24 protein-coding genes are annotated in these 26,751 nt (G+C 74.2%); 10 read left to right on the forward strand and 14 right to left on the reverse strand.

From position 1 onward, the window contains the following. Nucleotides 1–23: 23 nt before the first annotated feature. From AC1UE5_RS04260 to AC1UE5_RS04275, 4 genes are read left to right on the forward strand one after another with little or no spacing between them, the layout of a single operon-like run. Nucleotides 24–467, forward strand: a complete 444-nt coding sequence (locus AC1UE5_RS04260) for a MarR family winged helix-turn-helix transcriptional regulator (protein ID WP_482920837.1) — start codon at nucleotides 24–26, stop codon at nucleotides 465–467. A gap of 9 nt (nucleotides 468–476) precedes the next feature. Next, nucleotides 477–1,373 (forward strand): GNAT family N-acetyltransferase, encoded by an 897-nt coding sequence (locus AC1UE5_RS04265; protein ID WP_482920838.1) that lies wholly within the window; start codon nucleotides 477–479, stop codon nucleotides 1,371–1,373. A 46-nt stretch (nucleotides 1,374–1,419) separates the two neighbouring features. After that, nucleotides 1,420–2,325 carry a helix-turn-helix domain-containing protein gene (locus AC1UE5_RS04270; protein WP_482920839.1) on the forward strand — a complete coding sequence of 302 codons (906 nt, stop codon included), beginning with the start codon at nucleotides 1,420–1,422 and terminating at the stop codon, nucleotides 2,323–2,325. A 37-nt stretch (nucleotides 2,326–2,362) separates the two neighbouring features. Further along, on the forward strand, nucleotides 2,363–2,755 hold the full coding sequence (locus AC1UE5_RS04275; RefSeq protein WP_482920840.1) for a DUF2237 family protein: 393 nt from the start codon (nucleotides 2,363–2,365) through the stop codon (nucleotides 2,753–2,755). A gap of 17 nt (nucleotides 2,756–2,772) precedes the next feature. On the opposite strand, the gene AC1UE5_RS04280 is transcribed toward AC1UE5_RS04275, so the two are convergent. Then, nucleotides 2,773–3,810, reverse strand: coding sequence for an aldo/keto reductase (locus AC1UE5_RS04280; protein WP_482920841.1), 1,038 nt, complete (start codon nucleotides 3,808–3,810; stop codon nucleotides 2,773–2,775). A gap of 93 nt (nucleotides 3,811–3,903) precedes the next feature. On the opposite strand from AC1UE5_RS04280, the gene AC1UE5_RS04285 reads away from it, so the two are divergent. After that, entirely contained in the window at nucleotides 3,904–5,040 is a 1,137-nt protein-coding gene (locus AC1UE5_RS04285; RefSeq protein WP_482920842.1) for a PucR family transcriptional regulator, read from the forward strand. 108 nt (nucleotides 5,041–5,148) lie between these two features. Here AC1UE5_RS04285 and AC1UE5_RS04290 read toward each other — a convergent pair whose 3' ends face one another. Beyond that, nucleotides 5,149–7,119 (reverse strand): primary-amine oxidase, encoded by a 1,971-nt coding sequence (locus AC1UE5_RS04290; RefSeq protein ID WP_482920843.1) that lies wholly within the window; start codon nucleotides 7,117–7,119, stop codon nucleotides 5,149–5,151. Beyond that, entirely contained in the window at nucleotides 7,116–8,672 is a 1,557-nt protein-coding gene (locus AC1UE5_RS04295; protein ID WP_482920844.1) for an APC family permease, read from the reverse strand. The genes AC1UE5_RS04290 and AC1UE5_RS04295 overlap by 4 nt, the downstream gene beginning before the upstream one ends. Nucleotides 8,673–8,840: 168 nt before the next feature. On the opposite strand from AC1UE5_RS04295, the gene AC1UE5_RS04300 reads away from it, so the two are divergent. From AC1UE5_RS04300 to AC1UE5_RS04310, 3 genes are read left to right on the forward strand one after another with little or no spacing between them, the layout of a single operon-like run. Beyond that, nucleotides 8,841–9,638: a neutral zinc metallopeptidase gene (locus tag AC1UE5_RS04300; RefSeq protein WP_482920845.1), complete on the forward strand. Its 798-nt coding sequence runs from the start codon at nucleotides 8,841–8,843 to the stop codon at nucleotides 9,636–9,638. A 52-nt stretch (nucleotides 9,639–9,690) separates the two neighbouring features. Further along, a complete protein-coding gene (locus AC1UE5_RS04305) occupies nucleotides 9,691–13,092 on the forward strand; it encodes a hypothetical protein (RefSeq protein ID WP_482920846.1) in 3,402 nt (1,133 codons plus the stop codon). A 42-nt stretch (nucleotides 13,093–13,134) separates the two neighbouring features. Beyond that, nucleotides 13,135–13,416, forward strand: coding sequence for a hypothetical protein (locus AC1UE5_RS04310; protein WP_482920847.1), 282 nt, complete (start codon nucleotides 13,135–13,137; stop codon nucleotides 13,414–13,416). A gap of 3 nt (nucleotides 13,417–13,419) precedes the next feature. Here the strand turns inward: AC1UE5_RS04310 and kynA are convergent, their stop codons facing one another. After that, nucleotides 13,420–14,199 (reverse strand): tryptophan 2,3-dioxygenase, encoded by a 780-nt coding sequence (gene kynA / locus AC1UE5_RS04315; RefSeq protein ID WP_482921482.1) that lies wholly within the window; start codon nucleotides 14,197–14,199, stop codon nucleotides 13,420–13,422. Nucleotides 14,200–14,305: 106 nt separating this feature from the next. Here kynA and AC1UE5_RS04320 point away from each other — a divergent pair, with 106 nt between their 5' ends. Continuing rightward, nucleotides 14,306–15,349: a tocopherol cyclase family protein gene (locus AC1UE5_RS04320; RefSeq protein WP_482920848.1), complete on the forward strand. Its 1,044-nt coding sequence runs from the start codon at nucleotides 14,306–14,308 to the stop codon at nucleotides 15,347–15,349. Next, the gene (locus tag AC1UE5_RS04325) at nucleotides 15,346–15,915 is read left to right on the forward strand and encodes a hypothetical protein (RefSeq protein WP_482920849.1); all 570 of its coding nucleotides are present in this window, start codon (nucleotides 15,346–15,348) and stop codon (nucleotides 15,913–15,915) included. Before AC1UE5_RS04320 ends, AC1UE5_RS04325 begins: the two co-directional genes overlap by 4 nt. Here AC1UE5_RS04325 and AC1UE5_RS04330 read toward each other — a convergent pair. From AC1UE5_RS04330 to AC1UE5_RS04375, 10 genes are read right to left on the reverse strand one after another with little or no spacing between them, the layout of a single operon-like run. Continuing rightward, complete coding sequence (locus AC1UE5_RS04330; RefSeq protein WP_482920850.1) at nucleotides 15,833–17,020, reverse strand: AbrB family transcriptional regulator; 1,188 nt, start codon at nucleotides 17,018–17,020, stop codon at nucleotides 15,833–15,835. The genes AC1UE5_RS04325 and AC1UE5_RS04330 overlap by 83 nt on opposite strands. Continuing rightward, a complete protein-coding gene (locus AC1UE5_RS04335; RefSeq protein WP_482920851.1) occupies nucleotides 16,924–17,280 on the reverse strand; it encodes a hypothetical protein in 357 nt (118 codons plus the stop codon). The genes AC1UE5_RS04330 and AC1UE5_RS04335 overlap by 97 nt, the downstream gene beginning before the upstream one ends. A gap of 12 nt (nucleotides 17,281–17,292) precedes the next feature. Beyond that, entirely contained in the window at nucleotides 17,293–17,985 is a 693-nt protein-coding gene (locus AC1UE5_RS04340; RefSeq protein ID WP_482920852.1) for a LutC/YkgG family protein, read from the reverse strand. Next, a complete protein-coding gene (locus tag AC1UE5_RS04345) occupies nucleotides 17,982–19,352 on the reverse strand; it encodes a lactate utilization protein B (RefSeq protein ID WP_482921484.1) in 1,371 nt (456 codons plus the stop codon). Before AC1UE5_RS04345 ends, AC1UE5_RS04340 begins: the two co-directional genes overlap by 4 nt. Before the next feature lie 59 nt (nucleotides 19,353–19,411). Beyond that, nucleotides 19,412–20,140, reverse strand: coding sequence for a (Fe-S)-binding protein (locus tag AC1UE5_RS04350; RefSeq protein WP_482920853.1), 729 nt, complete (start codon nucleotides 20,138–20,140; stop codon nucleotides 19,412–19,414). Nucleotides 20,141–20,150: 10 nt separating this feature from the next. Next, nucleotides 20,151–22,241, reverse strand: a complete 2,091-nt coding sequence (locus AC1UE5_RS04355) for a bifunctional aldolase/short-chain dehydrogenase (protein WP_482920854.1) — start codon at nucleotides 22,239–22,241, stop codon at nucleotides 20,151–20,153. Further along, a complete protein-coding gene (rhaI, locus tag AC1UE5_RS04360) occupies nucleotides 22,238–23,452 on the reverse strand; it encodes an L-rhamnose isomerase (protein ID WP_482920855.1) in 1,215 nt (404 codons plus the stop codon). The genes AC1UE5_RS04355 and rhaI overlap by 4 nt, the downstream gene beginning before the upstream one ends. After that, the gene (locus AC1UE5_RS04365) at nucleotides 23,443–24,945 is read right to left on the reverse strand and encodes a rhamnulokinase (RefSeq protein ID WP_482920856.1); all 1,503 of its coding nucleotides are present in this window, start codon (nucleotides 24,943–24,945) and stop codon (nucleotides 23,443–23,445) included. Before AC1UE5_RS04365 ends, rhaI begins: the two co-directional genes overlap by 10 nt. Continuing rightward, a complete protein-coding gene (locus AC1UE5_RS04370; RefSeq protein ID WP_482920857.1) occupies nucleotides 24,938–25,258 on the reverse strand; it encodes an L-rhamnose mutarotase in 321 nt (106 codons plus the stop codon). Before AC1UE5_RS04370 ends, AC1UE5_RS04365 begins: the two co-directional genes overlap by 8 nt. Nucleotides 25,259–25,264: 6 nt before the next feature. After that, the gene (locus AC1UE5_RS04375) at nucleotides 25,265–26,746 is read right to left on the reverse strand and encodes an L-arabinose isomerase family protein (protein ID WP_482920858.1); all 1,482 of its coding nucleotides are present in this window, start codon (nucleotides 26,744–26,746) and stop codon (nucleotides 25,265–25,267) included. Nucleotides 26,747–26,751 lie beyond the last annotated feature (5 nt).

Below are 26,751 nucleotides of genomic sequence, written 5' to 3' on the forward strand. Positions count from 1 at the left end.
GACCATCAGCTAGCCTACCCATATTGCCGCACGACGACCACCCCACCGGCGACCTGCTCGGCCCGCTCCTCGGCCGAGCGCACGACGCGAACCGGCGGCTGGCGCTCGACGCGCTCGCGCCGCTGGGCATCACGCCGAAGGCCGTGGGCGCGCTGGCGATCCTCGCCGCGGAGGGCCCGCTCTCCCAGCGCCGACTCGGCCAGCGCCAGGGCGTCGACCGCACGACCACGGTCGCAGTGATCGACGAGCTGGAGCGCCTCGGCGCGGTGGAGCGCCGCCGCGACCCCGACGACCGCCGCGCGTTCGCCCTGCACGTGACGGCGAAGGGCCGCCGGCTCCTCCCCCGCGCCCGCCGCGCGGTCGCGGCGGCCGAGGCGGAGTTCCTGGCGCCGCTCGACCCTGATGAGCGCGTGCGCCTGAAGGCGACGCTGCGCGCGCTGCTTGCCGACCGATCGGTCTCTGACTAAGGTCAGAGAATGGATGCGGACGGGGCAGCGGCGGAGGTGGCGGAGGTGCGGCGCTTCAACCGGACCGTCACCGCACAGGTCGGCGCGCTGCACGAGCGGTACCTCGGCCGCGACCGGCCGCTCGGCGCCGCGCGGATGCTGTGGGAGGTCGGCGCGGAGGGCGTGGAGGTGCGGGCGCTGCGCGAGCGGCTCGACCTCGACTCGGGCTACGTCAGCCGGCTGCTGCGCCGGCTGGAGGCGGACGGGCTCGTCACCGTCGAGGAGGTCCCCGGCGACCGCCGCGCGCGCATCGTTCGGCTCACCCCCGCGGGCGCCGAGGAGCGCGCGCTGTACGACGCTCGCAGCGACGACCTCGCGCGCTCGTTCCTCACCCCGCTCGCGCCCACGCAGCGCACGCGGCTCGTCGAGGCGATGCGGACGGTCGAGCGGCTCCTCACCGCCGGCATCGTCGAGCTGCGCGCGGTCGACCCCGAGCACCCGCACGCGCTCGCGTGCCTCGACGCGTACGTGGCCGAGCTGCGCGAGCGCTCAGACCGCCCGTTCGACCCGCGCAGCGGCGCCACCGCGCTCCCCCACGAGACCCGGCCTCCGCACGGCGAGTTCGTCGTCGCGTACCTGCACGGTGACCCGGTCGCGTGCGGCGCGGTCAAGCACCACCCCGGCGAGCCGAGCGACCTGAAGCGGATGTGGGTGAGCCCCGACGTGCGTGGGCTCGGCCTCGGCCGCCGCCTCCTCGCCGACCTCGAGCACCGCGCCCGCGCCGCCCAAGCGCCCGGCACGCGCCTAGAGACCAACGCCGCGCTCACCGAGGCCGTACGCCTGTACCGGTCGGCGGGCTACGCCGAGGTGCCGCCGTTCAACGCCGAGCCGTACGCGGATCTGTGGTTCGCGAAGCGCTTCTCGTAGAACCCGCTTGACTCTCCACCTGGTGGAGACCGCAGGCTTGAAGGCGATGACGATCGGCCAGCTGGCAAGGCGCACCGGGTTGTCCGTGCGGACCCTCCGGTTCTACGCGGACAACGGCGTGCTTCCCGAGGCCGGGCGGACGGACGGCGGCTACCGGGTGTTCGCGCCCGACGCCGTCCCGCGCGCCCGGCTCGTGAGGACGCTGCGCGAGCTCGGGGTCGGCCTCGACGACGTCCGGCGGGTGCTGTCCGCCGAGACGACGCTCGCGGACGTCGCCGCCGAGCACGCCCGTGCGCTCGACGCGCAGATCCGCACGCTGCGCCTGCAGCGCGCGGTGCTGGCCGCCGTCGCCCGATCCACCGAGCCAGAGGAGCTGGAGCGCATGACGGACCTGACCACCATGACCGCCGAGGAGCGGCGCCGCATCGTCGACGAGTACGTCGAGGCCGTGTTCGGCGACCAGGAGAGCGAGGTCGCGGACAAGCTGCGCGTCGGCGCGCCCGAGCTGCCCGAGGACCCGACGCCCGACCAGGTCGCCGCCTGGGTCGAGGTCGCCGAGCTGCTCCGCGACCCCGACTTCGTCGCCACCAGCCGGCGGATGGCCGAGCGGGCCAAGGCCGAGGGGCCGGAGCCCGACGTGCAGCAGTTCGCCGTCGGCAAGGCGGTCGGCGAGCACGCCGGCGCGGCGGTCGCGGCCGGGCTCGACCCCGCCTCGCCCGAGGCCGCGGAGATCCTGACCCGGATCGAGACCGCCGGCGGCACGCAGCCGACGGAGGACCGCGTCGCCGCGGCCGAGCGCATCGAGGCGTTCACCGACCGCCGCATCGCCCGCTACTGGACGCTCGTCGGCATCGTGAACGGCTGGCCGCAGACCCAGGCGCCCGCGGCGGACGCGCTGGTCGACGCGTGGGAGTGGTACGCGCAGGCGCTGCGCGCGCACCCGCGGCGATGAACGACGGGCCGCCCGGCGTCCTGCGATCCTCCCGGCGGTGAGCGAACGCAACGTGCTGGGCGGCCCGCTGGAGCCCTGCGGCGTGGATCCGGTGACCGGCTACTTCCGCGACGGCTGCTGCCGTCCCGACCCGGCCGGCGTCGGCTCGCACGTCGTCTGCGCCGTCGTGACCGCCGAGTTCCTCGCGCACCAGCGGAGCATCGGCAACGACCTCGTGACGCCGATGCCGCAGTACGGCTTCCCGGGCCTGACGCCGGGCGACCGCTGGTGCGTGACGGTGGCGAACTGGCGCCGCGCCTACGAGGACGGCGCGGCGTCGTTCGTCGTGCTCGCGTCGACCAGCGCCGCGGCGCTGGAGGTCGTCCCGCTGGCCGCGCTGCGGGAGCACGCCGTCGACGTGCCGCCCGACCCGCGCGACCTGCAGGGCTGACGGCCCGCGCGCGACCGCTACAGGTGCGCGCGCAGGTAGGCGAGGTCGGCCGGCGAGAGCCGGTCGGCCGCCGTCAGCGCCTGGTGCCAGAGCGGGTACGGGAGCGGGCCGCGCGAGACGTCGTCGAGGCGCTCGAGCTCCTCGTCCGACAGCTGGAGCGCGGCGGCCGCGAGGTTGTCCTGGAGCTGCTCCTCGGTGCGCGCGCCGACGACGAGCGACGTGATGCCGGGGCGGCTGAGCAGCCAGGCGAGCGCGACCTGCGCGGCCGACACGCCGTGCGCACCCGCGACGTCCACGAGCACCTCGATCGTGTCGTAGAGCGTGTCCTCGTCGTGGACGGGCGGCTCGTCCCAGTCGGTCAGGTGGCGCGCGCCCTCGGGCCCCGCCTGCCCGCGCCGGTACTTGCCCGACAGCAGCCCGCCCGCCAGCGGCGACCAGACGAGCACGCCGAGGCCCTGGTCGAGACAGGCCGGGAGGATCTCCGTCTCGGCAGAGCGCTCCTGCAGCGAGTAGTAGATCTGCGTCGAGACGACGTGCGGGCCGCCCGCGCCGATCGCCTTCATGGTCTGCCAGGCGGTGAAGTTCGAGACGCCGACGTAGCGCACCTTGCCCGCGTCGACGAGCGTTCGCAGCGCGTCGAACGTCTCCTCCAGCGGCGTCAGGCCGTCCCACTCGTGCAGCTGGTAGAGGTCGATGTAGTCGGTCCCGAGGCGCTTCAGCGAGCCCTCGCACGCGCGGATGACGTGGTGGCGCGAGAGCCCGCGGTCGTTGGCGCCAGGGCCCATCGGAAAGCGGACCTTCGTCGCGAGCAGCACGTCGTCGCGACGCCCGGCGACCGCCTGCCCGACGATCTCCTCCGACAGCCCGCGGCTGTACACGTCGGCCGTGTCGATCAGCGTCACGCCCGCGTCGAGGCAGAGGTCGACCATCCGCCGCGCGCCCGCGGCGTCGGTGTTGCCGACCAGGCCGAACTTCCCGCCGCCGCCGAACGTCATCGTCCCGAGCGTCAGCGCCGACACCTGCAGGCCGCTCGCTCCGAGCTGTCGCTGTTGCATGCAGGCCACCGTACGACCCCGCCGGACGGTCCAAGCGGGATCGGCCGCGGTGTCGGTTCCCGCACGAGCGCGGCGGTGCGAACCTGCCCGGCGATGGACGGTTCGAGCCGCGACCTGGCGGTGCTGGCCGCCCGCGCGCGACGGCGGCTGCCCGCGATCGTCGACGACCTGATGGAGCGCCAGCACCGCGAGGTGCCGGAGTTCTTCGTCACGGACGACCCGGCCTACGAGCGCGCCGTGCAGCAGAGCACGCAGGAGAACACGGAGCTGATGCTCGCCGCCGTGCGCGCCCCCGCGACGCTCCCGCGCGCGCTCGGGCCCGGCTCGCGCCTGGAGGCCGACGTCGCCGTCCACCACGGCGCCGCGCGGGACGCGCTGCTGCGCACGTACCGGCTGGGCCAGCAGGCGCTCGTCGAGCACCTGATCGACGTCGCGGACGCGCAGAGCGGCGCGCTGCGGGCCGCGACGCGCGCCGTCTACGGCTACATGGAGGTCGTGATGCCGCTCGTCGCGCGCGAGTACGCCGACGAACAGACACGCCTCGGCGCCGACCCGAGCCTGCGGCGCCTGCGCGCCGTGCAGGCCGCGCTGGCCGGCGACGCGTCGGTCGACCTCGGCGGGTACCCGCTGGGCACCGGCACGCACGTCGCGGTCGTGGCGACCGGCCCCCGCGCCGACGAGGAGCTGACGGCGCTCGCGCGGGCGCTCGGCAGCCCCTACCTCGTGCTGCGGCTCGCCGACGGCCGCACGTGGGCGTGGCTGGCGGGCGCGGCGGCGGACGAGGTGCGCGCGCGGCTCGCCGGAGCGGGCGCGCACGCCGGCCCGGCCGGGCTGGGCGGCCCGCAGCACGGCGCCGCCGGCTTCCGCCGCGCCCACGAGCACGCGCGCCTGGCGCTCCGCGTCGCGGAGGCCCGCGGCGGCGTCGCCGACCTCCGCACCGCGGCGCTCGAGGCGCTCGCGCTGGGCGACGCGCAGGTCGCCCGGGAGGTCGTCCGGGCCGAGCTCGGCGCCCTGACCGACGCGCGGCTGACGCAGACGCTCGACGCGTGGTTCGCCGAGCGCGAGCGGCTGGCGGCGACCGCGGCGCGGCTCGGCGTCGCGCCCCGCACGGTCACCTACCGCCTGCGGCGCGCGGAGGACGTCCTGGGCTGCGCGATCACCGACCGCCGGGCCGAGCTGCAGGCGGCGCTGCGGCTGCGGCGGCTGTTCGACGCCGAGCCGCCCGGCTGAGCTGCCACCGCGCGCGGGCGGCGGTCAGGCACAGCCCGGCGGCGGCGAGCACGGCGGGCGCAGCGACGAGGGCCTCCTCCACGGGCAGGCCCCCGACGTGCGCGGTCATCAGGCGGCGCCCCCGGCGCCGTGCCCGTGGTGGCAGGAGCGCGAGACGCTGCGCGGCATGTCCAGCGACGGGTTGCCGTCGAAGAAGCCGGACGGCTTCAGCTTGAAGCCGATGTGGGTCACGGGCATCACAGGCCAGTCCTCGCTCCGCACCACGTGGTGCGCCCCGAACGTGTACCAGACCACGATGTCGCGGTCCACGACCGGACGGTTCCCGGCGGTGAACGCGGGGAGCCCCTCGCCGCCCGGATGCTGGTTGGGGTAGTCGCCGGCGGCGAACCTCTCCCGCGGGTCGTAGGGCGTCACCCACAGGTGCTTGTGGGCGAACCCGCTCCGCGGCGCCTGCTGCGACTCGGCGTGCGCGAACGGCAGCACGTTGTCGCCCGGCAGCAGTCGGTACGCGGTCGGGTCGCCGACCGCGTTCGTCCGCGTCGCGCTCTCGATCTTCCAGCTCCGCGCGCGGAACGGGTCGATCAGCCGCTGCGCCGACGCCTCGTCCTCGAGCACGTTGCGGGTCGTCACCCAGGCGGTGCCGACCGGGTTCTCCGGGCCCGGCGGCAGCGCCTCGGAGTCGACCTCGACGACCCGGTTCGCGTCGCCGTCGACGGCCATGTCCATCCGCACGCAGAAGAAGTGCTGGTGGTGCGGCCCGTACAGCCCGGGCGCGACGAGCGTCCCGTGCTTCGGCGTCTCACCGGGCGCGATCGCCCCGGTCGAGATCACGCCCGAGAGCTTGACCTCGTACTCGATCGTGCCGTCCGTGTAGAGGTACCAGAAGTACCCGTACTCGTAGTTGCCGACGGTGACGATGGTCGACAGCACCAGGCGCCGCAGGCGGCGGACCTCGACCTCCTCCGTGCGGAAGTCGGTGTGCTTCCAGCCGATGCCGTAGTCCTCCTCGTGCATGCAGATCGCGTTGGGGATCGTCACCGCGCCGCCGTCCTGGTCGTTGACGACGCCGTCGAAGTAGTGGATCTCCCCCAGGCAGTCGCAGCCGAGCGTGAGCGGGTTCGCGAGCCAGCCGATGCCGTACTCGCCCATGTCGAACACGTTCTTGTTGACGTGCGTCGGCGCCGGGTCGCCGTACGGGACGTACATCTCGCTGAGCGCCGCGCGGTAGACGATCGAGCGCAGCTCGTCGCCGTCGCGGTACGCCAGGTCGTGCAGCACGAGGCCCTCGCGCGCGTTGAAGCCCACGCGCAGGCGCCACTTCTGCCACTCGACCAGGTGCCCGTCGGACACGGTGAACGAGGCGCCCTCCGGCTGCGTGATCTCGATCGGCTTGACGTCGGCGCGCGGCGCGGCGAACGCCGGCACGTTGGCGTCCCCGTCCTCGGCCACCTGCTCCGGCACGTAGTTGCCGGCCATGGGCGGGAACGGCACGACGCCGTGGTCCTCGACGTCGACGACCTCCATCGCGTCGAGGTCGACCGTGACGATCAGCCCCTCGACGGGCCGCGCGTACCCGTGGTCGCCGGACCGCGACCGCAGCCACGTCAGCGGGCGCGCGATGCGGCGCGTGCCCGGGTCGTCGTCCGGGCCGGTGTACGACGCGGCCCACGGGTCGACCATGCAGAGCGAGAAGTCCTCGACCCCGCGCCGGCGCATCGCCTCCTGCCACTGCGGGTCGGCCTGGACGACGGCCTCGCAGGCCCCGAACTCCTCGGCGGAGATCGGGGCCTGCACGCCGTCCTTGCGCTCGTACGAGACGACGCGGCGCTCCGACAGCGAGACGACGCCCTCGTAGGTCGCGCGCTCGGCACGGTCGCGGATGAGCACGAACGCCTCGCGCGGCGCCGCGACGCCCGCGCGGACCGCCTCCTTCGGCGGCTCGTGGAGGTGGATGAACACGAACCGCGCGTCCGGCGTCAGGCCGCGCTCCTCCTTGAGGATCTGCGCCGCCAGCTCGATCTCGGCCGCCGCGAGCGGCTCGAGGGGATGGACGGCGGCGGGTGCGGTCACCGGGTTCATGCGTGAGCCTCCGCGTGCTCGAACTGGCCGATCTGGACGAAGCGATGGGCCGCCTTCCACTTCAGCCACAGCGCCAGCCCGACGCCGGCGAGGAAGACGATGAGCGCGATCCACGGGATCGCCTTGACGAACAGCACGTCCTCGGCGGCGGCCAGCTCCCCGCGGTTGGAGATGAGCAGGTAGCAGGCGCCGACCTGCGCGGCGAAGCCGATCACCGGCGCCACCAGCGTCTTCCACCAGTGGAACCCGTCCCTGGCGGCGGTCCGGAAGTACCGCACGATGGCCACGCACGAGATCGCCTGCACCGCGAGGATGCCGAGCACGCCGAGCAGCGGGCTCCACGTCCCGAGCTTGAGCAGCGACGCCTCGGTCGACGAGTCGTAGACCGTGAAGCCCAGGACATACGCCGCGACCAGGCCGGTGACGACCATCGACGCGAAGTACGGGCTGTGGCGCTGCGGATGCGTGCGGCCCAGCGGCGCGGGCAGGACCTCCTCCCGCGCCAGCGAGAACAGGTACCGCGCGGCGGTGTTGTAGAAGGCCATCGCGCACGCGAAGGAGCTCGTGACGATCAGCAGCTCGAGCACCGTGGTGAGCGCGCCGCCGACGTAGCGGTCGGTGAGCGGGTAGAAGGCCGACGCGTACTCGCCCTCGAACTGGCGGGCGACCGCCGGCGCGGCGCCGTCGACGCCCCAGCCGGTGACGAACACCCACGAGATGAAGACGTAGAAGACGCCCAGCCCGATCACCGAGCCGTACGTGGCGGCCTTCGCGATCCGCTTGGGGTCCTTGGACTCCTCCGCGTAGTTGGGCGCCATCTCGAACCCGACCCACGACCAGAACGCGCCGAAGAGCGCGATGCCGACCGCGGCGGCTCCGAACGTGGCGATCGCCGACTCGTTGTCGAACAGCGACGCAGGGTTGAGCGGCTCCGCGGACAGGCCGTCGTCGCCGCCGCTGACGATCACGCCGACGGCGAGGACCAGCAGCGCGAGCACCTCCGCGATCAGCGCGACGCCGAGCACCTTCGCGGTCAGCTCGATGTGGAACCACCCGAAGGCCGAGATGATCGCCAGGCCGATGAACGAGTACAGCCAGCCGGGCAGGTCGATCCCGAACCACTCCTGGAACGACGTCGCGGCGAAGTAGCCGAGCGTGCCGACCACCGCGGCGGAGAAGACGACGTAGCAGAGGCCGATGAGGATGCCGCTGCCGAGGCCCGCGACCGGGCCGAGCCCGCGGGTGATGAACGTGTAGAAGCCGCCGGCGGCGGTGACGCGGCGGCTCATCTCGATGTAGCCGACGCTGAAGATCGTCAGCACCACCGTCGCGATCGCGAACGCGACCGGCGCGCCTGAGCCGGCGCCCAGGACCGTGACGGGGACGTTGAACATCATCGCCGCCAGCGGCGCGGCGCCGGTGACGATGCAGAAGAGCACGGCCGAGAGGCCGAGGGCGTTGGGCGCGAGCGTCTTGTGGCTCGCGGCGGGGGTGGTCGCGTCGGCGGTGGTGCCGGGCGCACGCCCCGCCGGGGGTTCGGCGGTGACGGCCATGCCGGGCAGACAACGCCAGCGGCGCGGCCGCTTCGATGGATCCGCGGTCCACACCGGCGCGGCCGGCGTTCGACAGGCGGGCGGGACGACCCGCCGGCGCTGCCGTCGCGGGCAACGGACGAAGAGCCGAGTTGCCGTCCGCGGCACGACGCGCGAGGATCCCTGCCCGTGCTGGAGTTCCCCGAGCGACCAGACCCCGCTCGGGCTCCTGCCCGGCCCGCGCCCCTGCCGCAGTCCGCCGACCGCCGGCGCACGCAGATCGCGATGGCGGCCGCGCTCGCGGCGCTCGTGGCCGCGTGGATCACCTGGGCCGCGCTCGGTGGCGGCGACGACGGCCGCGGGTACGCGATCGAGCCGGTGCTGGCGGAGGACGTCGTGGCACCGGACCTCGCGCCACCGGGTGACCTGCTGGAGGGCGACGCGCGGACGATCGCGCGGCGGGTGGCCGAGTCGGCGCAGGCGATGTGGGCGCGGACGTTCGCGGAGGCGGGCGCCGAGTACGAGCCGACGGAGGTGGCGTTCGGCGACACGAGCACGTGCCCGGGCGACGACGACGAGGACGTCATCGGCTACTACTGCTCGGAGGGCGTGTTCCTGCTCGACGAGGACTTCGCCGCGATGGAGGAGGACTGGGGCGCCGAGGACGCGCGGACGATCTGGGCGCTCGTCGTCGCGCACGAGATCGGCCACCACGTCCAGGCGCTGCGCGGCACGTTCACCGAGGTCGACCGGGAGGCGCTCCGCGCGCCCGGCCACGCGGAGGACCTCGACGTCCGGGTCGAGCTGCAGGCCGAGTGCCTGGCGGGCATCTGGGCCGGCGCGGCCGGACTCGACGCGCCGCCCGGCGCGTTCACCGGCAGCGACACCCACGGCTCGGCCGGTCAGCAGGAGCGCTGGTTCGCGACCGGCCGCGACACGCTCCGCCCGGCGGACTGCCAGGCGTTCGCCGCGGGCGCGCTGCGCTGACGCACACCTGCGACTTGCGTTTTGTGACGACGGCGACATAGGGTCGCTCGTCATGACGACCCGGAGCGCCGTCGCGGCGCTGATCGCTGCGGTGGTGCTCGCCCCTGCCGCCACGGCCCAGGCCAAGACGCGTGTCGGCACCGGCGGCGCCCCGTCGGCCGTCGCGGCGCCCGACGGCACCGTCCACGTCGTGTGGACCGAGTTCACGGGCGGCTCCCCGTCCCGCCACACCGCGCACTACTGCCGGGTGGCGCCCGGCACCGAGCACTGCGCCGTGACCAAGGACTGGGACGTGCAGGCGGTCGGGTCGGCCGCCGCGGACGTCGTCCGCAACCCAGGCAACGGCGACGTCCACGTCGTGATCTCGGTCAAGGCGACCGGCGGTTCGACGAACGCGCCGTACAACGCGGGCGGCGGCCTGTACGTCGCGACGCAGACGGAGGCCGGCGCGGCCACGAACACGTGGACCGGGCCGGTGCGGAGGACGACGGCGGTGGCGGCGTACGAGGTCGGCAACACCCACGTCGGCACGGTCTTCGGCCCCGGCGCCTACCAGCTCACCTGGATGTCGGCGGTCAACGCGACGCCCGGAGCGCGCCTGACGTTCGCCCCGACGGACGGCAGCGGAACGCAGGGCGCGATCGACAACCTGGTCCCCGGCGCGGCCGAGTCGAACATCGGGCTCATCGCGCACGACCGGGCGCTGCTGGTCGCCCGCAGGCTCGACCAGGACGGCGGGCAGCTCGTGTGGCGGGCGCAGAGCGGCTCCAACCCGCGCGACGTCGCGCAGTGGCGGCCGCAGCGGTCGACCGGCCCCGGCGCGGTCGGCGGCACGATCGACCTCGCCGCCAACGCGATCGCGCCCCCGGCCCTGGCGAGCATCGACCCGGTCGCGGGCACGGACCGGCGGATCGCGCTGCGGCGCTACGACGACGCGGCCGACGCGTTCACCGCGCCGGTGACCGTCAGCGACGACGACGAGGCGCACCAGCTGGAGGTCTTCCTGGACGCCGCCTCCAACGTGCACGCGCTCTTCACGACGAACACGCGCCGGTACGCCGAGAGCGCGAGCCACGCGCTCGTGTACACGGCGTCGCAGACCGGCGCCGCGTGGCCGAAGTACGGCATCGTGCTCGACCGCGACACCACGGTGTCGACCCCGGTCGCGCTGGGCGCCGGGCAGGACGGCACCGGCGTCGCGGTGTGGGCGCGCTCAGCGGGCAGCGGCAGCAGCGCGGACGACGAGATCTACCTCGGGCGCGTCGGCGGTCCGGGATCGGCCTGGCCCACCGACCCGCCGCCGCCCGGGCCACCCGCGCCCGGCGGCGGGGGCGCCACGCCGACCCCGCCGCCCGTCGATCCGTCGTGCGTCAAGACGGCGGCGGTGGGCACCGGGCGGCTGCTGTCGAGCGGGTGCTTCAAGCGCTCCGGGACGAAGCTCACGACGGCGGCGCCGTTCCTCCTCAACGGGCTGACCGTCGATCCGAAGGGCAAGACGGCGACGGTCGAGACCGCCAAGCGGACCGTCAGCGGACCGGCCGGCGGGACGGTCGCGTTCGGCCCGGTGATGCTCGTCAAGGGGGCGTTCGAGTGGACGCTGCCGGCGTCGGGGACGTGGAAGGTCCCCGCCACGCTCGACCTCGACAAGGCGGGGTTCGGGGCCGAGCTGCTCGGCCTGAAGGTCGTCGGCGACGCCACGCTGAAGCTGACCGACGGCCGCAGCGTCCTGTCGACCTACCTGCGGCTGCCGGCGCCGTTCGGCGGCGTGAGCGGGGCGCTGGACCTGAAGGGCGACAACTTCACCGGCCTGCAGCTCGACGGGCTGACGGCGCACGCCGACAGCCTCGGGTTCGGGTTCGAGGACCTCGACCTCTCCTACACCTCTGACCCGCCGACCTGGACCGGGAAGATGGCCTTCCGCCCGTCGGTGCTTCCCAAGGACGAGAGCGCGAACCGGTTCAGCGCGACCGTCCGGATCGTCAACGGCAAGCTCGAGCGCGTCGCCGTCGACGGCCAGTTCGCGGCGCCCGGCCTGAGCCTCTACCCGCCGCTCGTCTACCTGCGCTACGCGGGCCTCGAGCTCACGACCGATCCCCTCACGATCACGGGCAAGACCGTGCTGGCCGGCGGCCCGGGTGGGATCGTGAGCGTCGGGCGCCCGTACGACGCGTTCGGCAAGGTCACCGTGCGGCTCACCGACCCCTTCTCGGTCGCCGCCGAGGGGCCGATCCACGTGCTCGGCTTCAACGTCGGCAGCGGGTACTTCAACTACACGTACCCGGGCGACATCGCGTTCGGGGCCAAGGCGCAGCTCGGCTCGTGCGGCGGTGGGATCGCGGGTGCGGAGGCGCAGATCGACGGGTTCATCCACGTCGGCTCGTCGTTCGCGATGAACGCCGCGGGCCAGGGCCGCGCATGCCTGGGCAAGCTGTCGGCCGGAGCGTCCGCCGTGGTGTCCACGAAGGGCATCGCCGCGTGCGCCGACTTCTCCGTCCCGCCGATCTCCGCGGGCGCCGGGCACGTGTGGGGCACCGACGGCGTGGACGTCATGGCCGTCGGCTGCGACACCGCGCCGTACGCCGTCGCCCAGGGCGCGCAGGCGGGCGGGGCTCGGACGTTCACGGTCAAGCCGGGCGTCAAGCAGCTCAACGTCGCGCTGACGGGTGACGCCGGGGTGCCGCAGGCGACCCTGGTCGGGCCCGGCGGCGTGACGTACGCGGGCGCGCCGGCCGGGGAGACCGTGACGTCGCCGACCCACGCGGCGGTCGGCTCGACCGTCAGCCGGCGGCAGGTCCTCCTGATCGCGCGGCCGCCGGCGGGGACGTGGACGGTGCAGCCCGCGGAGGGCTCGCCCGGCATCGTGAAGGTCGACCTCGCGCGCGACGCACCGCCGGCCCGGGTGCGCGGGCGGCTGGGGCGCGCCGGCGCGCGGCGCGAGCTGCGGTGGACCGTCGCCGGCCGCAGCGGGCAGGTCGTCACCCTCTACGAGGAGGGCGACGGCGTGCTGCGCAAGCTCGGCGTGGCCCGCGGGCAGGCCGGCGTCGTGCGGTGGTCGCCGGAGGTCGTGCGCGGTGGGAAGCGGCGCGTCACCGCCGTGGTCGAGCAGGCCGGCCTCCCCCAGGCGCGCGTGGTGCTCGCGTCGTACACCGTGCCGCGGCCGGCGCCGCCGGGGACGGCGCGGCGGCTGCGGGTGGCGCGGTCGCGCGGGGCGCTCGTCGTGCGCTGGACGCCCGGCCGGAACGCCGCGGCGCAGGAGCTGCGCGTGCGGCTGTCGAGCGGCCTGGCGCAGGTCGTGCGGCTCGGCCGGCGGGCCGGGACGTACCGGGTGCCGGCGGTGGCGGGCGCCGTCACCGGCAGCGTGAGCGTCGTGGCGATCCGCGCCGACGGGCGGCAGGGCCGGCCTGGGCGGGTGACGGTGCGGGCGGCGAAGGCGAAGCCCAAGCGGCGCTCCTGAGCACGCGTTCAAGTCGCGCGGCGCGCTTCCGAGTACGGGAGCGTGTCTGACCTCCCTCTCGATGACGACGAACGGCGGATCGTGCGCGCGAAGGCGCGCGCGGCCGCCCTGGACGCGCTGCGGACGTTCGACGGCGAGGCGCGGCGCACGGCGATCGAGCGGCATGCCCGCGCCCACGGGGGCTTCAGCGAGCGCGAGCTGCTCGCGGTGTGCGCGGACGACGAGCCGGTGGTCGAGGTGGAGCTGGAGGCCGCGATCGCCGACCTCACCCGCGAGGGCGTCGTGGAGCACGCGGGCTCGGTCGTGCGGCTCGTGACGGGCTAGGCGCTACAGCTCGGTCCGGACCGCGTACAGCTCGGGGAAGAACGTCAGCGACAGCGCCTGCTGGAGGAACGGCACGCCGGACGAGCCGCCGGTGCCGCGCTTGTGGCCGATGATCCGCTCCACCGTCTTGAGGTGGCGGAACCGCCAGGTCTGGAACGACTCCTCGACGTCGACCAGCTCCTCGCACGTCTCGTAGACGTCCCAGTGGTGCTCGGGGTCCGCGTAGACGGCCTTGAACACCTCGACCAGGCCCTGGTCGAGCCGGTGCGGCTCGGCCCAGTCGCGCTCGACCAGCGCCGGCGGCACCGCGTAGCCGCGCCGTGCGAGGTAGCGGATCAGCTCGTCGTACAGGCTCGGCGCGTGCAGCGCGGCGCGCAGCGTCTCCTGCGCGGACGGGTCGTGCGCGAAGACGCGCAGCAGCTCCTCGTTCTTGTTGCCGAGCAGGAACTCGAGCAGCCGGTACTGCGGCGACTGGAACCCGGACGCGTGGCCCAGCTCGTCGCGGAACTGGACGTACTCGGCGGGCGTCAGGGTCGCGAGCACCGACCACTGCTCGGTCATCTGGCGCTGGATGTGCTTGATCCGGGCGAGCCGCTTGAGCACCGGGCCGAGCTCGTCCTGCGCGAGCAGCTCCATCGCGCTGCGCAGCTCGTGGATGACGAGCTTCATCCACAGCTCGGTCGTCTGGTGCTGCACGATGAAGAGCAGCTCGTCGTGGTGGCCGGAGACCGGCTGCTGGGCGGTGAGGAGCGTGTCGAGCCGCAGGTACGACGCGTACGTCATCCCGTCGAGGTCGCGCTTGATCTCGGGCTCGAGCGCCCGGCGGTTCTCCTCCCCCACAGCGCACACGTTACGCGCGATGCGGCACCCGCCCGCCCGGTGCGCGAGGATGCCGAGCATGCTGCGCCGCTACCGCGCCTCCGGGGCCGACCTGCCGTTCGGGGACCCGCGCACCGCGCACGGGGTGACGATGGAGGGCTGGTTCTGGCGGTTCACCGACGCCGCGGCCGGGCGGGTCGTCATCGCGCTCTGCGGGATCATGCGCCCGCGCGACGGCGGCGGGCCGTGGGCGAACGTCTCGCTCGCCGGGCACCCGAGCGGCTTCCACGAGGAGGGCGTGTTCGGCGCGTGCGGCGCGGACGCGCGCGACCTGCGCGTGTGGGCCGACGGCGGCCGCGCGTTCTCCGCGGGCGACCGCGGCGTGCACGTCGCGCTGGCCGACTCGGCGCTCGACGTCGAGCTGCGCGACCTGGCCGGGTTCCCCCGCGCGCGGCCGTACGGCGGCAGCGGGCTCGCGCACGCGCTGCCGGGGCTCAGCCAGTACTGGCACCCGCACGTGCTCGGCGGGCGCGCGTTCGGGCGGGCGGTGCTCGGCGGCGAGGAGATCGTCCTGGACGGCGCGCAGGTGTACGCGGAGAAGAACTGGGGCAGCGACGGGTTCCCCGACCACTGGTGGTGGGGTCAGGCCCAGGCGTTCGAGCGCTCCGACGTCTGCCTGGCGTTCGCCGGCGGGCCGGTGCAGGTCGGGCCGGTGCGGCTCTTCGCGACCGCGCTCGTGGTGCGGCTCGGCGACCGCGTGATCCGGCTCGGCGACCCCGTGCTGACGCCGGTGCGGGCGGAGCTCGACGACACGCGCTGGCGCTTGAGCGGGCGCACCGCGCGGTGGAGCGTCGAGGTCGACGGGACCGCCCAGCTCGGCGACGCGCACGTGCTCCCCGTACCGCTGCCGGCCGAGCGGCGGACGGTCCCGGGCGCGCTGGAGCACCTCGGCGGGACGGTGCGGCTGGTCGTGCGCCGGCGCGGGCGTGTGGTCTACGAGGGCGTGTCGGGGCTCGCCGGGCTGGAGCACGGTTCGCTCGCGCGCGCGGCCGCGGAGCTGGAGCGGCGGAAGGCCGGCGCGGGCGCGCCGCCGCGCGCAGGCGTGGGGACGTGAGGACCGCCGACCTCGACGCGTGGCTCCCCTCCCCCGCGGTGCGCACGCGCCACCGCCGCAGCGCCGCGTGCTCCCCGGACGCGCTGTGGGACGCCGCTGCCGGCGTGCGCCTCGACGAGACGCGGACGGTCGGCCGGCTCGTCCAGTGGCGCCTGCCGGGCACGCCGGCGGACATCACGTACGCCCAGCTGTTCGCCCGCCCGCCGTTCGTGGTGCTGGCCGAGGGCGAACGCTGGTCGCTGTCGGGCCTGTGCGGCCGGATCTGGACCCTCGCCCGCGACTACCCGTGCCTCACCGGCCCCGACGAGTTCCGTGCCTGGTCCACGGCCGGCACCGTCCGCGTCCTGTTCGCGCACTGGGTCGAGCCCGGCGCGTCGCCCGGCGAGTCGGTCCTGGTGAGCGAGGCGCGCGTCGAGCCCGTCGACCGCCACGCGCGCGTCCTCCTGCGCTCCCTCTGGCTCGTCGTCGGCCGGTTCGACCGCCTCATCGGGGCGGAGCCGCTGGCGCTCGCCGCCCGGCGAGCCGCAGCATCGTCCGCACCGCGACCGGCGCGAGCGCGACCATGACGATCACGCGCAGCGACTGGATCGCGACGATGAAGGTCGTGTTGGCGCCCGCGCCGACGGCGGCGGCGAGCACCGCGTAGAGGCCGCCGGGGGTCGTCGCGAGGTAGGCGTCGAGGAGCGAGGCGGAGGTCGTCGCGTCGAGGATGAGCGCGAGGCCGAAGCAGGCGACCATCAGCGCGACGATCGAGAGCAGGACCGGGACGAGCAGGCGGCCGGCCGCGCGGATCGTCGCGACGGTGAAGCGCAGGCCGACCTGGAGGCCGATGAGCGCGAACCCGACCTCCTGCACCAGCTCCGGCACCGCGAAGTCGAGCGAGGGCGCGCCGAGCGTCACCGCCGCGGACAGCAGCAGCGGGCCGAGGAGCGGCGCGGCCGGGAGGCGCACGAGCCGCCCGACCCAGACGCCGAGCACCGCGGCGCCCGCCGTGATGAGCCAGTCGAGCGGGTCTCCCACGAGCGGCGGGTCGGCCGCCGCGCCCGCGCCGCCGGAGCCCCCGTCGCCCGGGCCCGCCCCGAACGCGACCGCCGCGAGCACCGGCGTCGCGAGCACCACCACGAGCACGCGCAGGTACTGCATGAACGCGACGAGCCGGTCGTCCGCGTCGAGCTCGCCCGCCATCGCGACGATCCCCGATGCGCCGCCGGCGATCATCCCGAGCGCGGCCGTCGGGTCGTCGACCTCGGTCGTCCGCGCCAGCACCCAGCCCGCGACGAGCGACAGCAGCAGCGTCCCGGCGCTCACGACCGCCACCGGCAGCCAATCGTCCGCGAGCGCCTCCAGCGACGACGACTGCAGGTACGCCCCGAGCGCGACGCCCGTCACCGCCTGCGCGCCCACGAACACCCGCGGCGGCACGTCGAGCACGCCCGGCCGCGCCAGCGCGACGGCCATCCCCACCAGCAGCGCGGCGAAGAGGAACGACGACGGGACGCCGACCGCGCCCAGCCCGGCGCCCGCCGCGGCGACCGCCGCGCCGACGCCGAGCCACGGGAGCGCCCCGCGCGGGATCAGGCCGCCGTGGTCCAGCGGAACGCGACCCGTGGCCGCGACCGCTTCGTGCAGCGGAACGTGCCCCCGTCGCCGTTGTTGGCGATCGTCACGCACCGGTACCCCGCGCGGACCGGCCCGTAGGGCGCCTGCGACGAGAAGCGGATGCGCTTCCAGTTGCGCAGCGCGGCCGGGCAGCTCATGTCGCGCGCGTAGAGGCGGATGACGACGCCGGGCTCCGGCTCGTCCGTGAGCGTCTGCGACTCGAGGTCGATGTAGCCGCAGTCGTCGTACCCCTGCGGAGCCTGCGCACCGGCGGGCGCGGCGAGAGCGAGCGCGGCCACCAACGCCGCGAGGAAGGTCAGGACGTGGCGCATCGCCGGGCGATGCTACCCGTCGGGCGTGATGACGATCTCCAGCGTGCGTGGGCCGTGGACGCCCTCGACGCGGTTGAGCTCGATGTCGGAGGTGGCGGAAGGGCCGGAGACCAGGGTGAGCGGGTTGCCCGCGCGGATGGAGGGCTCCAGCGCGCGCATCGCCTCGGGGACGGAGGCGTGGACCTGGGCGCGGCGGACGACGCAGACGTGGAGATCAGGGAGCAGCGTGAGGCGGCGCGGGCCCTGCGCGAAGCCGCCGTCCAGGACGAGCGTGCCGGTGTCCGCGATGGCCGCCGCGCAGCCGGTGATCGCGCCGGCGGACGCGTCGAGGTCCGCGACCGTGGGGTCGGCGGTGCGGAGGAGATCGAGCCCTCGCGGCAGCCACTCCTCCGGCAGGTCCTCCGGCACCGCGATGCGTCCCCGGCCGGGCGCGGCGGCGGGGGCGACGGTGACGGCGGCGCGGTCGAGCGCGGCCGCGATCGCGTCGGGGAGCGCGTCCAGCGCGGTGACCACCGTGACGTGCGCGCGGTACTCGGCGGCGCGCTCTGCCAAGCGCTCCACGGTCTCCCCCGGCTGGCCGGAGTCGAGGCGGTAGGCGACCGCGGGATCGGGGTCGTCGGCGCGCGACCACGCCGGCGCCTCGCCGCGCGGCACGTCGGCGGTGGCTTCGCGCACGCGCGCGAGGATCTGCTCGCGGGCGCTCACGACGCCTCGTGCTCCTCGCGCCACCAGTCGCGGAAGGTCTGCTTGGGCGGCGCCGGGAGGTCGCGGACCGCCAGCCAGCCGGCGAGCGGGCCCGGCAGCCGCGCCTCGATCTTCCCGTCGCGCGAGAGCGGCGCAGCACCAAGCGCGGCGAGCTTCTGCGCGCGCTCGTACCGGCGGCGGTTGGCGAACACGCGCCCCAGCGCCTGCATCGACAGCTTCTCGGCGGCGAGCCGGCCCTTCAGCCCACCGGACTTCGCGTCGCGCACGACCTCCGACCGCAGGTGCACGAGCACCGACGGGATGTCGATCTTCACCGGGCACGCCTCGTAGCACGCGCCGCACAGCGAGGACGCCCACGGCAGCGTGGTGCCGCTCTTCATCCCGTGCAGCTGCGGCGTCAGGATCGCGCCGATGGGCCCGGGATAGGTCGACTCGTACGCGTGGCCGCCGGTCCGCTCGAACACCGGGCACACGTTCAGGCACGCGGAGCACCGGATGCACTGCAGCGCCTGCCGCCCGACGGTGTCGCGCAGCACGTCGGTCCGCCCCGCGTCGAGGAGCACGAGGTGGAACGCCTGCGGGCCGTCGCCGGGCGTCACCCCCGTCCACAGCGACGTGTACGGGTTCATCCGCTCGGCGGTCGACGAGCGGGGCAGGAGCTGGAGCATGACCTCGAGGTCCTCCACCCGCGGGAGCACCTTCTCGATCCCCATCACCGTGATGAGCGTGTCCGGGAGCGTCAGGCACATGCGCCCGTTGCCCTCGGACTCGACGACGCAGATCGTCCCCGTCTCGGCCACGCCGAAGTTCGCGCCCGACACCGCGACCCGCGTCGACAGGAACTTCGAGCGCAGGTAGCGCCGCGCCGCCTCGGCCAGCGCGGCGGGCTCGTCGGTCAGGTCCTCCGTGTCCGGCAGCGAGCGCTTGAAGAGCGCCCGGATCTCCGCCCGGTTGCGGTGGATCGCCGGGACGAGGATGTGCGACTGGTGGTCGCCGGCGAGCTGGACGATCAGCTCGGCGAGGTCGGTCTCGATCGCCTCGATGCCGTGCTCGGCCAGGCCCGCGTTCAGCCCGATCTCGTCGGTGGCGAGCGACTTGACCTTGATGACCTGCTCCGCGCCCGCCTCGCGCGCGAGCCGCGCGACGATCGCGTTCGCCTCCGCCCCGTCGCGCGCCCAGTGGACGACGCCGCCGGCCGCGGTCACGGACGCCTCGAGGCGCTCCAGGTGCACGTCGAGGTGCCGCAGCGCGCGATCCTTGATCCGGCGCCCCGCCTCGCGCAGCTCCTCCCAGTCGTCCAGCTCGCCGACGACGGCCTCGCGCTTGCCGCGGATCGTCGTCGTCGCCTTGCGGACGTTGCGCCGCATCTGCGTGTCCTGCAGCGCAGCGCGCGCCGCGGTCGGGAAGCCCGCCTCGACCGCCACGCCTACTCCACCGACGCCAGGATCTCGGCGAGGTGCACCGCGCGCACGCCCGTGCGCCCGCGCGAGAGCCCGCCGCCGATGTGCAGCAGGCACGAGTTGTCGGCCGCCGTGCACGCCTCGGCGCCCGTGTCCATCACCGCGCGCACCTTGTCGGCGAGCATCGCGGCGGACGTGTCGGCGTTCTTGACCGCGAACGTCCCGCCGAACCCGCAGCACTGCTTGGCCTCGGGCAGCTCGACGAGGTCGATGCCGCGCACGTTGCGGAGCAGCCGCAGTGGCCGGTCGCCCACCTTCAGCAGGCGGAGCGAGTGGCACGTCGGGTGGTACGTCACGCGGTGCGGGTACGAGGCGCCGACGTCCTCGACCTCCAGCACGTCGATCAGGAACTGCGACAGCTCGTAGACCTTCGGGACGATCCGCTCCACCTCGGCGAGGAGCTCCGGATCGCCGGCGGCGAGCCCGCGGTACTGGTCGTGCACCATCGCGGCGCACGACCCGGACGGGCAGACGATCGCGTCGTACGACGGATCGCCGAAGGCACGCGCGAACCGCCGCACCAGCGGCACCGCCTCGTCGCGGTAGCCGCTGTTGGCGTGCATCTGCCCGCAGCACGTCTGTTCGATCGGGAAGTCGACCGTGCAGCCGAGCCGCTCGAGCAGCGACACGGTCGCCCTCCCCGTCTGCGGGAACAGCGTGTCGTTCACGCAGGTGATGAAGAGGGCGACCTTCACTGCGGCTGTTCTACCGCGCGTAGGCGGCGGGGACCCCGCCGTCCACGTTCAGCAGGTTGCCCGTCGACTTGCCCGACCGCGCGGGCGACGCGAAGTGCAGCACGCCCTGCGCGATGTCCTCAGGGAGGATGTGGACCTTGAGCGTGTTGCGCTTGCGGTAGTGCTCCTCGAGCTCGTGGGGCTCGATGCCGTAGGCCGCCGCGCGCTCCTTGCGCCACGTCGAGTCCGGGCCCCAGATGCGCGAGCCGGAGAGCACGGCGTCGGGGTTGACCGTGTTCACGCGGATGCCGGCGCTCCCGCCCTCCTCGGCCAGGCAGCGCGCGAGGTGCAGCTCGGCGGCCTTGGCCGACGAGTACGCGCTCGCGTTCTTGCCCGCGACGACCGAGTTCTTCGACGCGACGAAGACGATCGAGCCGCCGTTGTCCTGCAGTCGCAGCGTCTTGAACGCCTCACGCGCCACCAGGAAGTAGCCGGTCACGAGGATCTTGTGGTTGCGCTCCCACTCGGCGAGCGACGTCTCCTCGATCGGCGACGACGACGCGATGCCGGCGTTCGACACGACGATGTCGACGCCGCCGAACGCGCGGACGGCCTCGGCGTACGCCGCGGCCACGGCCTCCTCGGACGTCACGTCACCGCCGACCGCGTGGCCCAGGTCGCCGTACTTGGCGACCGACGCGGCCGCGCCCTCGGCGTCGAGATCGAACCCGACCACCGCGGCGCCGGCGGCGGCCAGCGAGTCCACGATGGCCGAGCCGATCCCACCGGCCGCACCCGTGACGAGCGCGACCTGCCCCTGCAGCTCGCCAGGAGGGGGAGCGAGCGACAGCTTGTAGAGCTCGAGCGGCCAGTACTCGATCGCGAACGACTCCTCGTCGCTCAGCGACACGAAGCCGCCCAGCGCCTCAGCGCCGGCCATGACCTCGATCGCGCGGTGGTACAGGTCGCGCGAGAGCTTCGAGGCCTTGGGCGTCACGCCCGCGGTCACGAGGCCGACGTGCTGGATGACGACGACGCGCGCGTCCGGGTCGCCCGGCACGGTCGTCTCGTCGCCGAACCGGTCGACGTACTCGCGGTAGTCGACGCGGTACGCCTCGGCCGCCTCGCGGATGCGGTCCACCAGGACCGACGCGTCCTCGGACGCCGGGTCGAACGGCACCCACATCGGTACGCGCTTGGTGTGCACGAGGTGGTCCGGGCACGCGGCGCCGACGGCGACGAGCTTCTCGGCCTGCACCGACGACGCGAACTCGACCGACGACGGCGAGGTGTCGATCGTCAGCAGCTTGTGGCGCTCGGACGACAGCGCGCCGCGGAGGGCCGGGAGGATCTGGTCGAGCAGCGCGGCGCGGCCGGCATCGTCGAGGACCGAGGCCGACGCCGTCGGGCCGCCGAAGCGCACCGCGTCGCCGAGCTTCTCGTTCGTCCAGCGGACGGCCTTCTCGATCACCTCGATGGTGGTCTTGTAGGCCTCCTCGGCGGTGTCGCCCCAGCAGACCAGGCCGTGCTTGGCGAGCACGACGAGCTTCAGGCCCGGGTTGTTGCGGACGGCCTCGCCGACCTGCTTGGAGAGCGTGAAGCCCGGCCGGATGTACGGGATCCAGGCGGCCTCGTCGCCGAAGCACTCGCGCACGAACGCCTCGCCGTCCTTCGTCCCCGCCAGGACGTTGATGCCGTCCGGGTGCGAGTGGTGGACGTGCGCGGCCGGCACGAACGCGTGCAGCAGCGTCTCGATCGAGGAGCGCGGCATCGCCGGGTCGACCATGCACTTGGCCAGGTAGCCGACCATCTCCTCGTCGCTCATCTCGTCGCGCTCCATGAGCGGCTCGACCTCGTCGAGGCGCAGCCCGGTGAAGTGCTTGGCCTCCATCGTCGCGAGGTCCGAGCCGGAGCCCTTGACCCACATCACGCGGACCTCACGGCCCGTGTGGTCGACGATCGTGCCCTTGGCCGACGTGTTGCCGCCGCCGAAGTTGGCGACGCGGCGGTCGGAGCCGAGCAGATTCGAGGCGAGGACGAGCTGCTCGAGCGCGTCGGTGGGCGCGTCGCCCTCCGGCCAGCGGTTGTCCGGCGTCTGGACGATCGGGGTGATCGTGCTCATCGACCCCACCCCCCGGCCACGGCGCTGACGCTGCCACGGTCCGCGCTCACCTTCTCGACGTAGCCCGACGACCGCAGCGCGGCGACGGGGTCGGCGGCGGCGCCGAGCGACTCGCGCACCTTGGCGACGAGCGGGCGCACGTCGGTGCGGAACGCGTCGAGCAGCACCTCGTGGGCGCCGAGCACGTCCCCGCGCTCCTGGGCCGAGCGCAGCGCGGCCCGGTCGACGATCTGTGCCTTCACGTAGGACTCCTGGAGGTTCACGACGCTCAGAACCATCGCCTCGACCTTCGCCTCCACGTTGTGGGCCTGATCGATCGTCAGGCGCGGGAGGCCGCGGCCGGCGTCTGCGGCCAGCTCGCAGAAGATGAGGAACAGCTCGAACGGGTTGACCGACCCGACCACGAGGTCGTCGTCGGCGTACTTGCGGTTGTTGAAGTGGAAGCCGCCGAGGCGGTCCTCCGCGGCGAGGATCGCCACGATCTGCTCGACGTTCACGCCCTGCGCGTGATGGCCGAGGTCGACGAGCACCTTGGCGCGCTCGCCCAGCTTCAGGCACGTCAGCAGCGACGAGCCCCAGTCGGCGAGGTCGGTGGCGTAGAACGCCGGCTCGAAGAGCTTGTACTCGACGAGCAGCTCCTGCGTCTCCGGCAGCTCCGCGTACACGCGCCCGAGCGCGTCGTACAGGCGGGCGCGCCGCTCGCGCAGGTCGTCCTGGCCCGGGTAGTTCGTCCCGTCGGCGAACCACAGCGACTGCGCGGTCGCGCCGAGCGTGACCGCGATCTGCACGCACTCGAGCAGGTGCGCGATCGCCTTCTCGCGCACCGCGGCGTCCGGGTGCGTGATCGAGCCGAGCTTGTAGTCCGGGTCCTGGAAGAGGTTCGGGTTGACCGCGCCGACCTGCAGGCCGCGGTCCTCGATGTACGTGCACAGCGCCGCGTAGTCGTCGACGGCGTCCCACGGGAAGTGGAGCGCGACCGCGCCGGCGGTGCCGGTGAGCCGATGCACCTCGGCGGCGTCGTCGATCTTCTCGAAGACGTCGCGCGGACGCCCGGGCTGCTGGAAGGTGGCGAAGCGCGTGCCGCTGTCGCCGTAGCCCCACGAGGGGGTCTCGATCACGAGCTCTGAGAGCGCGCGCTCGGCGGCGGGCACGTCGATCCCCGCGTCGCCGAGGCGGCGCGCGAGGAGGTCGTACTCCTGGGTCAGGTCCATGAGGGTTCCGGGGTGGGGTGCGAAGAGGACAGGCGGGTGAGCTCGAGGAAGCGCTGGTACGTGCGCTCGGCGGCGTCGTCGCCCGACGGCGCGTAGGAGACGCAGTCGGCGGACGCGGCGGCGACGGCGCGGACCTCGGCGAGCGAGCCCAGCTCGCCGGCGGCCAGCGCCTGGATGAGGACGTTGCCCAGCGCGGTCGCCTCGACCGGGCCGGCGAGCACCTCGCGGCCGGTCAGGTCGGCGGTCAGCCGGCACAGCGGGGTGACCTGCACCCCGCCGCCGATCACGTGGATGCGGCGCACGTCGCGGCCGCTGACGGCCTCCAGCCGCTCGAGCACGTAGCGGTACTTGCACGCCAGCGAGACGAGGATCGAGCGGACGATCTGCCCGCGCGACATCGTCCCGTCGCCGCGCCGCAGCTGGCCGGACGCGGCGCACGCGGCCTCGATCCGGGCCGGCATGTCGCCGGGCGTGAGGAACTCGTCGGCGTCGGGGTCGAACAGCGGCACCTCGTCGAGCGAGCGGTGCAGCGCCTCGGCCTCCGCCTCGGCGAACAGCTCCGCGTGCCCGGCGCCCCAGGCGCGCGCGCACTCCTGCTCGAGCCACAGGCCCATGACGTTCTTCAGCAGCCGCGTCGTGCCGCCGACGCCGCGCTCGTTGGTGAGGTTCGCGTCGCGCGCGGCGGCGCTCAGCACCGGGGCCGGCAGCTCCAGGCCGAGCAGCGACCACGTGCCCGACGACAGGATCGCCGAGTGCTCGTCGCGGATCGGCGCGGCGACGAACGCCGACGCGGTGTCGTGCGAGGCGACGGCGGTGACCGGCACCGGCCCCAGCCCGTGATGCGCGAGCGCCGGGCCGAGGACGGTGCCGGGCTCCACCAGCTCGCCCGCGAAGAGCTGCCGGGGCAGCCCAAGCTTGTCGATCAGCGGCAGCGCCCACCGGCCGGTGGTCGCGTCGAGCAGACCGGTCGTCGAGGCGTTGGTGGCCTCGTTGGCCAGCTCGCCGCTCAGCCAGTACGCGAGCAGGTCGGGCACCAGCGCGATCCGCTCGGCCTCGCGCAGCGCCGTCGAGCCGCCCTCGGCGACGAGCTGGAAGACCGTATTGATCGGCATCGTCTGGATGCCGGTGGCGGCGTACTGCTCCTCGCGCGAGGCCAGCGCGAACGCCCGCTCCACCACGTCCGGGGACGTGCGCCCGTCGCGGTAGTGGAACGGCAGCCCGAGCAGCCGCCCGCGCCCGTCGAGCAGGCCGTAGTCGACGCCCCACGTGTCGACGCCGACGCCGCGCAGGGAGCCGGCCTCGCGCAGCGCGTCGACCGCGCACTCGAAGAGCGACATGAGGTTCCAGTGCAGTCCGCCGGGGAGCTGGAGCGGCCGGTTGGGGAACCGGGCCAGCTCCTCGAGCTCCACCCGCCCGCCGGACAGCCGCCCGGCGAGCACGCGGCCCGTCGAGGCGCCGAAGTCGATCGCGCCGTATGCGGGGGCGCTAGGCAAGGTGGAAGACCTCCTCCAGCCGCTCGAACCCCGACGGGAGCCCCTCGACGGGCTCGGCGTCGAAGAACTCCGCCATCTCGGCCTGCCACCTGGCGTTGACGTCCGTCAGCTCCATCGCGGCCTGCGCCGCGTCGAAGTCGTCGGTCTCCAGGTAGCCGACGAGCAGGCCGTCCGGGCGCAGGAAGAGCGAGTAGTTCCGCCAGCCCGCGGCGGACAGCGCCGCGAGCATGTCGGGCCACACCGCCGCGTGGCGGCGCTTGTACTCGTCCAGCCGGTCGGCGCGGACGCGGAGCAGGAAGCAGACCCGTTCCATCGCCGCCTACGCCTGGACGCGCACGTGCTCGAGGTCGAGCAGCTGCGCGATCCGCTTGATCTCCTCGGCCACGTGGCCGACGCCGAGCGCGACGTGGTGGGTCGGGCCCTCCTCGCACCAGCGCTCGAAGAACTCGGCCGGCCCGAGGTCGAACTCGATGCGCGAGTTCGTGTTGCCGACCTTGAACGTCGCGCCCGGGACGGACTCGCCCTCGGCGACGATCAGCTTGAGCTTGCCCTCGGCGGTCTGCGTGCAGCCGACGATCGTGACGGGGCCGTACTTGACCTTCGTCTCGACGCTCAAACCCGCGCCGCGCTTGCCGTGGTAGAGCTTGAGCGAGCGCAGCGTCGGCTGGCCCTCGGCGATCGCGATGTGGGCCGGGCCGTCGTGGCCCATCATCTGGAAGCCCTCGTCGAAGTCGATCGCGTACCACTCGGTGTACGACCCGCCGGAGCCGAGCCGGTCGAGGAGGAGCTGGGCGACGTTCGTCTTCAGGTCGCCCTCCCCCGCCGTCGGGACGCCGCGGGCGGTCAGGAGCGAGTTGCCGACGATGACGCCCGCGCCGAGCTGCTCGGCCTCGTTGCCGTCGACGCCGCGGTAGTAGTACGTCAGCGCGTCGAGCTCGAAGTCGGCGACCATCTTGTCCAGGCCGACGGCGACGCGGGCGGACCAGTCGAGCTGCTCCTCCTCGATCGGGCCGGCGATCGGGTCGGACGACGGATCGGCGAACGCGAACGCGCCCGCGATCTCCTCGCGCTTGGCCGCCAGCTCCTCGCCTGTGACCTGCGCGACGCGCGCGCCGAGGTCGTCGATCTCGAGCACCTCGACGTGCGCGCCCAGCTGCGCGTGCACGGCGGTGAAGTCGGAGTACATGTCGAGCATCCCCGGGTACGTGTGCCCGAGGAAGCCGATGCGCGAGCGGCGCACGTCGCGGGCGACCGCGGCCGCGCGGACCCAGGCGCCGACCTTGCGCCAGGCGCGCTCGTCGTCCTCGATCGTGCCGGCGACGGTGTCGTACGGGATGCGCGCGCGGGTGCAGGCGCCGGCGATCTCCGGCACGCAGCACGACGCGCAGTTGGCCAGCCAGTCACCGGTGCCCGTGCGCTCGTAGTCGAGCGTCTTGGTCGGCTGGAGGCCGAGCAGGACGACGGGGACCTTCGCGGCCTGGAGCGCAGGCAGGACCTGGCTGGACGTCGCGTAGGTGACGGCGTGGCAGAAGACGATGTCGACCTGCTGGGAGGCGAAGAGGTCGCCCGCCTCGCGGGCGCCCTGCGCGGTGTCGACCAGCCCGGCCGAGACGACCTCGGCGCCGAGGGCGGAGATCCGCTCCTCCACGCGCCGCTGGTAGCCGACGCAGCGCTCGTACAGGCCCTCGAACTGGGCCCAGTAGGCATGGAGTCCGATGCCGAAGACCCCGACCCGCGCACGAGGCGCGGGCCGGCGGCCATCAGCGGCGGACCAGCTCGGGGTGGTGGTGCTGGTCGCCATGACGA

Source organism: Parviterribacter multiflagellatus (assembly GCF_056863265.1).

Excerpts from the sequence above, each read along its gene's own strand:
- kynA (WP_482921482.1), bottom strand. The coding sequence starts at position 14,199 with ATGACGTACGCGTCGTACCTGCGGCTCGACACGCTCCTCACCGCCCAG.
- AC1UE5_RS04370 (WP_482920857.1), bottom strand. The coding sequence starts at position 25,258 with ATGGAACGGGTCTGCTTCCTGCTCCGCGTCCGCGCCGACCGGCTGGAC.
- AC1UE5_RS04285 (WP_482920842.1), top strand. The coding sequence starts at position 3,904 with ATGGACGGTTCGAGCCGCGACCTGGCGGTGCTGGCCGCCCGCGCGCGA.
- AC1UE5_RS04375 (WP_482920858.1), bottom strand. The coding sequence starts at position 26,746 with ATGGCGACCAGCACCACCACCCCGAGCTGGTCCGCCGCTGATGGCCGC.
- AC1UE5_RS04270 (WP_482920839.1), top strand. The coding sequence starts at position 1,420 with ATGACGATCGGCCAGCTGGCAAGGCGCACCGGGTTGTCCGTGCGGACC.
- rhaI (WP_482920855.1), bottom strand. The coding sequence starts at position 23,452 with ATGGACCTGACCCAGGAGTACGACCTCCTCGCGCGCCGCCTCGGCGAC.
- AC1UE5_RS04345 (WP_482921484.1), bottom strand. The coding sequence starts at position 19,352 with ATGCGGCGCAACGTCCGCAAGGCGACGACGACGATCCGCGGCAAGCGC.
- AC1UE5_RS04320 (WP_482920848.1), top strand. The coding sequence starts at position 14,306 with ATGCCGAGCATGCTGCGCCGCTACCGCGCCTCCGGGGCCGACCTGCCG.
- AC1UE5_RS04305 (WP_482920846.1), top strand. The coding sequence starts at position 9,691 with ATGACGACCCGGAGCGCCGTCGCGGCGCTGATCGCTGCGGTGGTGCTC.
- AC1UE5_RS04290 (WP_482920843.1), bottom strand. The coding sequence starts at position 7,119 with ATGAACCCGGTGACCGCACCCGCCGCCGTCCATCCCCTCGAGCCGCTC.
- AC1UE5_RS04280 (WP_482920841.1), bottom strand. The coding sequence starts at position 3,810 with ATGCAACAGCGACAGCTCGGAGCGAGCGGCCTGCAGGTGTCGGCGCTG.
- AC1UE5_RS04295 (WP_482920844.1), bottom strand. The coding sequence starts at position 8,672 with ATGGCCGTCACCGCCGAACCCCCGGCGGGGCGTGCGCCCGGCACCACC.
- AC1UE5_RS04265 (WP_482920838.1), top strand. The coding sequence starts at position 477 with ATGGATGCGGACGGGGCAGCGGCGGAGGTGGCGGAGGTGCGGCGCTTC.
- AC1UE5_RS04355 (WP_482920854.1), bottom strand. The coding sequence starts at position 22,241 with ATGAGCACGATCACCCCGATCGTCCAGACGCCGGACAACCGCTGGCCG.
- AC1UE5_RS04335 (WP_482920851.1), bottom strand. The coding sequence starts at position 17,280 with ATGCGCCACGTCCTGACCTTCCTCGCGGCGTTGGTGGCCGCGCTCGCT.